We start from the raw sequence: 4,581 nt of genomic DNA, 5'->3' as shown, positions 1-4,581 counted from the left end.
TTGCAAGCTCAACTGCCTTTTGGCATCTATCAACTTCCTGTGTCATCCCGGTACAGATGATCTCTTTGTCTTTAATTATTTCCTTTATCAAATTAAGATAGGTACTGTATCCGACTATCACATCGGATTTTCTTATGGCATCCTGGGCATAGGGCGTAATGTATTAAATACCTCCTGGACCAGTGCCTACGATATAGAGTTTGCCTTCAAGTGACGAGTGACGAGTGACGAGTGACGAGTCTAATTTAGAGTTTCTTAGTTTTTTATTCGTTAACTTGTAACTTTTTTTAACAGCCACTGCCACTGTTACATTTCCTGTTTTTTGTTTTGGAATAATTAGTTTATCAGTCCTTGAAGCGAGGAGTGCTGCTGGTTCTGCCACTGCATTTACCCCTGTTGCCTTAAATGCAGCCTCTGATTTTAGTATTCCCTTTACAGTATTAAGTTGATCCGGCGTGAATGTATTAATCTCAAAACTGTATTTTTTAGCAAACGCTATTAATCCTGGTTCATTGCCCTTTTTATCAATGGTTGCAATGGAGTGAATTGATAAAAATGATAAATTATTTTTCTCTAATGTATTTTTAACAGAATCCTCTATTTCATTCGCTGATGTTCCGCTGTTGCATCCGATTCCTACAACAAGATTTTTGGGGCGGAGATAAAGCTGATAGATTCCCGCTTGCGCGGGAATGACATTTAAACCTATTTCCTTTTTATTTGTGATTAGCACATCAGCAAACTGAGGGTCGCTGACCTTAAGAAATTCTTCAGGCAGTTTTATATCTATGTTCTGTGTTCTGTCTTCTGTCTTCTCTTCAATATATACTCTCAATGCGTCATTATTGAGAAGCAGTGTGCCTATTTGTGGAACCAGTTCCCAATCTTCAATGATGAGATTATTCTCCCTTGCCCATAAATCTATAGAAGTCATGCTATTTACATCGGATGCAGCAGTTATGACCGGTTCGCCTCCAAGAAATTTGGCAATTTCGTTTGCAATTTCATTAGCTCCCCCTAAGTGGCCGCTTAAAAGGCTGATTGCGAATTCTCCCTTTTCGTCCATTACAACAACGGCAGGGTCTGTTTTTTTGTCTTTTATTAAATGCGCAATAGTCCTTACTACTATGCCTGTTGCCATAATAAAGACGAAATTGTTGCATACATTCCAGATGTTGGAAACTGTTTCTGATTTAAATTTTACAATCTGAGCTTCAGGATAAAGTCCCCTGAGCCTTTGAGCAAGGTTAAGGCCATTGTTGGTGATGTAAAATATCGCTGTTTTACTTCCTGAATCCATGTTTAAAATCCTTATTGTAAAGTCTTGATTCTTTTTTCAAACCCATATCAGATGCCTTCAATGACTCTCCAACGTATATCAGTGCGGTCTTTTTAATATCAGCAGCTTTAACCAGTTCAGCTATATTCTTCAATGTGCCTCTTATAATCCTCTGCCTGGGCCATGATACATTTTCAATAACCACAACAGGTGTATCCTCAGAATATCCTTTTAGTAGTTCATCTCTTACCTTTTCAATCATTCCAACACTCAAAAAGATAACCATTGTTGCCCTGTGCTTTGCCATCTCGCTAAGTCTTTCTGTATCTGGCACAGGCGTTCTTCCTTCAATGCGGGTAAATATGACTGTCTGGCTTATCTCAGGGATGGTAAGCTCCTGCCCGAGTACTGCAGCACCAGCCATTGCAGATGATACTCCGGGAATAACGTCATATTCTATGTTCAATTCACGAAGTCTTTCTATCTGCTCTGATATGGCACTGTAAAAGGATGTGTCTCCGGTATGCAGTCTTGCCACTGTCTTGTCATTGTTGATGGATGCTTTAATGACATCAATGATTTCATCGAGAGTCATCTTTGAAGAATCAAATATCTTTGCCTTTATGTCTTTTAAAAGTTCAGAATTAACAAGGCTTCCTGCATAGATCACAACGTCAGCCTTATCGAGTAGTTTTCTACCCTTGATTGTTATCAACTCGGGGTCTCCAGGACCAGCACCTATGAAATAGACCTTGCTCATTTTTTTATTATCACTGTTGTAAAGTAATGTAGATTCTCACCTTTAATTGATCGCAGATCTTTTATAACCCTCTCCTTATCTGTGCTTGCCATTTCTACAGCTACAGAAGAATCTACAAGCCCGAGTTCCTCGAGGAGGCCAAGAATTCTGTCAAATACTTTATTAACCTTCATTAAGACGACCGTATCAAAACTGAGGATGGTTTCTTTTAGCCTCTCTTCTTCATAAGTGGCAGGCAGAAGTGCTATCCGTTCACTCCCAAGGCATAAAGGCATCCCTGTTGATGCTGAAGATGCGCTCATTGAAGAAACTCCAGGGACAATGGTTACCTGAAGTGAAGGCAATAGGCTTAAAAGTCTGTCATGAATATAAAAAAATGTACTGTAGAAAACAGGATCTCCGAGAGTTGGGAATGCGATGTCTTTACCTTTCAGGACATGGCTTAAGATTATTTCTACTGTCTCCTCCCATTTTGATGACACATCACATGATGCGGCGTCTTTAGCAGGTATTTTTTTCATCGGGAAATGTATCTCTATAATTTCTTTTCCATCGAGGGAAATCGCCCCCGCAACAATGGACATGGCAATGCTGCTTCCTTCATCTTTGCCTTTTGGAAAACAAAGCACAGGTACTTTCTCAAGGATCTTTACAGCCTTCACTGTCATAAGCTCGGGATCACCAGGACCTATGCCAATAACATAGACTTTTCCTAAATTATCCATTCGCCTTCTCTCCTACTATTATGAATATCGGGTTTGATGCTGAAAGATACTCCTTATCTTTTAGCCCTTTGCCTTTTGAGATATTAACTTCTGTTATCTCTACCTTCATGTTTTCTTTTTTCAAAAAGCTTTGAGCCTTTGTAAGGGTATCGAATGTGACAGCGTTTATTACAATGCGCGAGCATCCTGCCTCTAACGTTGCCTTAATAATGCTGTGGAGTTTTCCGCCGCTTCCTCCTATAAAAACTCTGTCTGGACCTGGAAGTCCCGGGATAACTGCAGCCGCCTCACCTTCAATGACGTCTATGTTGTCCCGAAGCTTCGGGATTAGACTTTTAATGTTTTCCTTCAGCATCTTAATTTGCTCCTCATCTTTCTCTACAGAAAATATCTTTAGTTGAGGAGATATTCTTGCTGCTTCGATGGATATAGAGCCAGAGCCTGCACCAATGTCCCAGAATACACCTCTTTGAGGAAGCCTTAATTTGTGAATGGTTACTGCCCTGACTTCGTCTTTTGTTATGAGTCCCCTTGAATGCAGGATTTCATTTTCTGTTAATCCAAATCTTATCCCAGAAGCAAGGCTTTCACCCCCTCCCCCGTATCGAGTACGGGGCAGGCTCTTACCCTCCCCCCTCGAGGGGGAGGGGTGGGTGGGGGGGATTATGTTTTGAATTATCACTACATTTGGGTCTGAAAAAGGCATGCCTGCAATTTCTTCAGGTGTGCCTTCTGTTATTTTTTCATCAGGGTAACCGAGTCTTTCACAGACATACATTTTTAATGACAGAGTGATGGAGTGATGGAGTGATGGAGATTTTAAAATTTCCTTTGCAATCTCTGATGGATTATTTACTTTATCGGTAAGAATGGCAATTTTATTATGCCCCTCTAAAAGCATGGGAATATCCTTTATTTCATATTCCAGCCTTCTCCTTTTTTCAGGGTCAGGGCCGCCATGAAGGCTGATTAATAGGGCATCATCCCACGGTTCTTTTATTTTTGAGAATGCCACCTGGATGCTCGACAGATCAGGAAGTATCTCCACCGCATCTTTCCCAAATTCTTTGACAACCCTTCTTCCAATTCCAAAGAACATGGGGTCTCCAGAGGCAAGAAGGACGATATTCAGTGACGAGTGACCCTTCGACAGGCTCAGGGCAGGCTCAGTGACGAGTGACGAGATCTGAGATTTTATGAAGTTGATTGTCTCATCCACATTGTTAATTACCTTTATCTTATCTTTGCCTGTCTCGTATTCCTCGTACCCTTTAAAGATCTCAAGGAGTCTGTTGGATGCAAGAATAACGCTGGAATTTAAAATAATATTCCGAGCCCTTTTATCAAGTGGCTTATAGCCGATGCCTATGACGTAGAGTCTGCTCATAATTGGTTCGACATTTCCGTTGCAAAAGAAGCCTGAAGGGTTTGGACATATGTCTTTTGCGACATGTTAATTGTAGTTGCAGGCATATTTAAATAAAACTACCCTTTATTTTTTTATTTTTGATTCTTTTGCTTTCCTAAATTTCTCGGCTCCTTTTAGTACCAATTCAATATTATATTTGCGGGATGGTAAAAAAACATTTTTAACCTCTACACATACTTTTGCAATAATCCACGCTATAAGCAAGTACTCAGCTATTCTCCAATTCACACTATCATTTCTTGTTCCAATATATCCAAGTAAATGACCTATAGCAAAGCCTCCAATTGCTCCGACGAGGCTACTTTTTCCGATTCGAAATCTTTTCCATACCTCCTCCGCCGTGTATTGAGAAGCAAGATAATTAATCATTTTTACCCATTCAACCCTT

Annotated in this window: 5 protein-coding genes; all 5 read right to left on the bottom strand. The window is 40.3% G+C overall.

The window, feature by feature from the left end; all coding sequences use genetic code 11:
* Nucleotides 1-163 precede the first annotated feature (163 nt).
* Nucleotides 164-1,300 carry a cobalt-precorrin 5A hydrolase gene (locus tag HZC12_08920; GenBank protein MBI5026825.1) on the bottom strand — a complete coding sequence of 379 codons (1,137 nt, stop codon included), beginning with the start codon at nucleotides 1,298-1,300 and terminating at the stop codon, nucleotides 164-166.
* A complete protein-coding gene (cobM, locus tag HZC12_08915; protein MBI5026824.1) occupies nucleotides 1,284-2,039 on the bottom strand; it encodes a precorrin-4 C(11)-methyltransferase in 756 nt (251 codons plus the stop codon). The genes HZC12_08920 and cobM overlap by 17 nt, the downstream gene beginning before the upstream one ends.
* Nucleotides 2,036-2,764: a precorrin-2 C(20)-methyltransferase gene (gene cobI / locus HZC12_08910; protein ID MBI5026823.1), complete on the bottom strand. Its 729-nt coding sequence runs from the start codon at nucleotides 2,762-2,764 to the stop codon at nucleotides 2,036-2,038. The genes cobM and cobI overlap by 4 nt, the downstream gene beginning before the upstream one ends.
* A complete protein-coding gene (gene cbiE, locus HZC12_08905; GenBank protein MBI5026822.1) occupies nucleotides 2,757-4,151 on the bottom strand; it encodes a precorrin-6y C5,15-methyltransferase (decarboxylating) subunit CbiE in 1,395 nt (464 codons plus the stop codon). Before cbiE ends, cobI begins: the two co-directional genes overlap by 8 nt.
* A gap of 105 nt (nucleotides 4,152-4,256) precedes the next feature.
* Nucleotides 4,257-4,581: hypothetical protein (locus HZC12_08900; protein MBI5026821.1), on the bottom strand; the 325-nt coding region annotated here is incomplete at its 5' end.

The organism is Nitrospirota bacterium (assembly GCA_016214385.1).
Taxonomy (GTDB): Bacteria; Nitrospirota; Thermodesulfovibrionia; order UBA6902; family JACROP01; genus JACROP01.
The sequence above is the reverse complement of the archived record's forward strand: the minus strand, read 5'-3'. Positions and strand labels throughout refer to the sequence as shown.

What these genes read in the sequence shown, in the direction of transcription:
- HZC12_08920 (MBI5026825.1), bottom strand. Translation starts at nt 1,300, where the DNA reads ATGGATTCAGGAAGTAAAACAGCGATATTTTACATCACCAACAATGGC.
- cobM (MBI5026824.1), bottom strand. Translation starts at nt 2,039, where the DNA reads ATGAGCAAGGTCTATTTCATAGGTGCTGGTCCTGGAGACCCCGAGTTG.
- cobI (MBI5026823.1), bottom strand. Translation starts at nt 2,764, where the DNA reads ATGGATAATTTAGGAAAAGTCTATGTTATTGGCATAGGTCCTGGTGAT.
- cbiE (MBI5026822.1), bottom strand. Translation starts at nt 4,151, where the DNA reads ATGAGCAGACTCTACGTCATAGGCATCGGCTATAAGCCACTTGATAAA.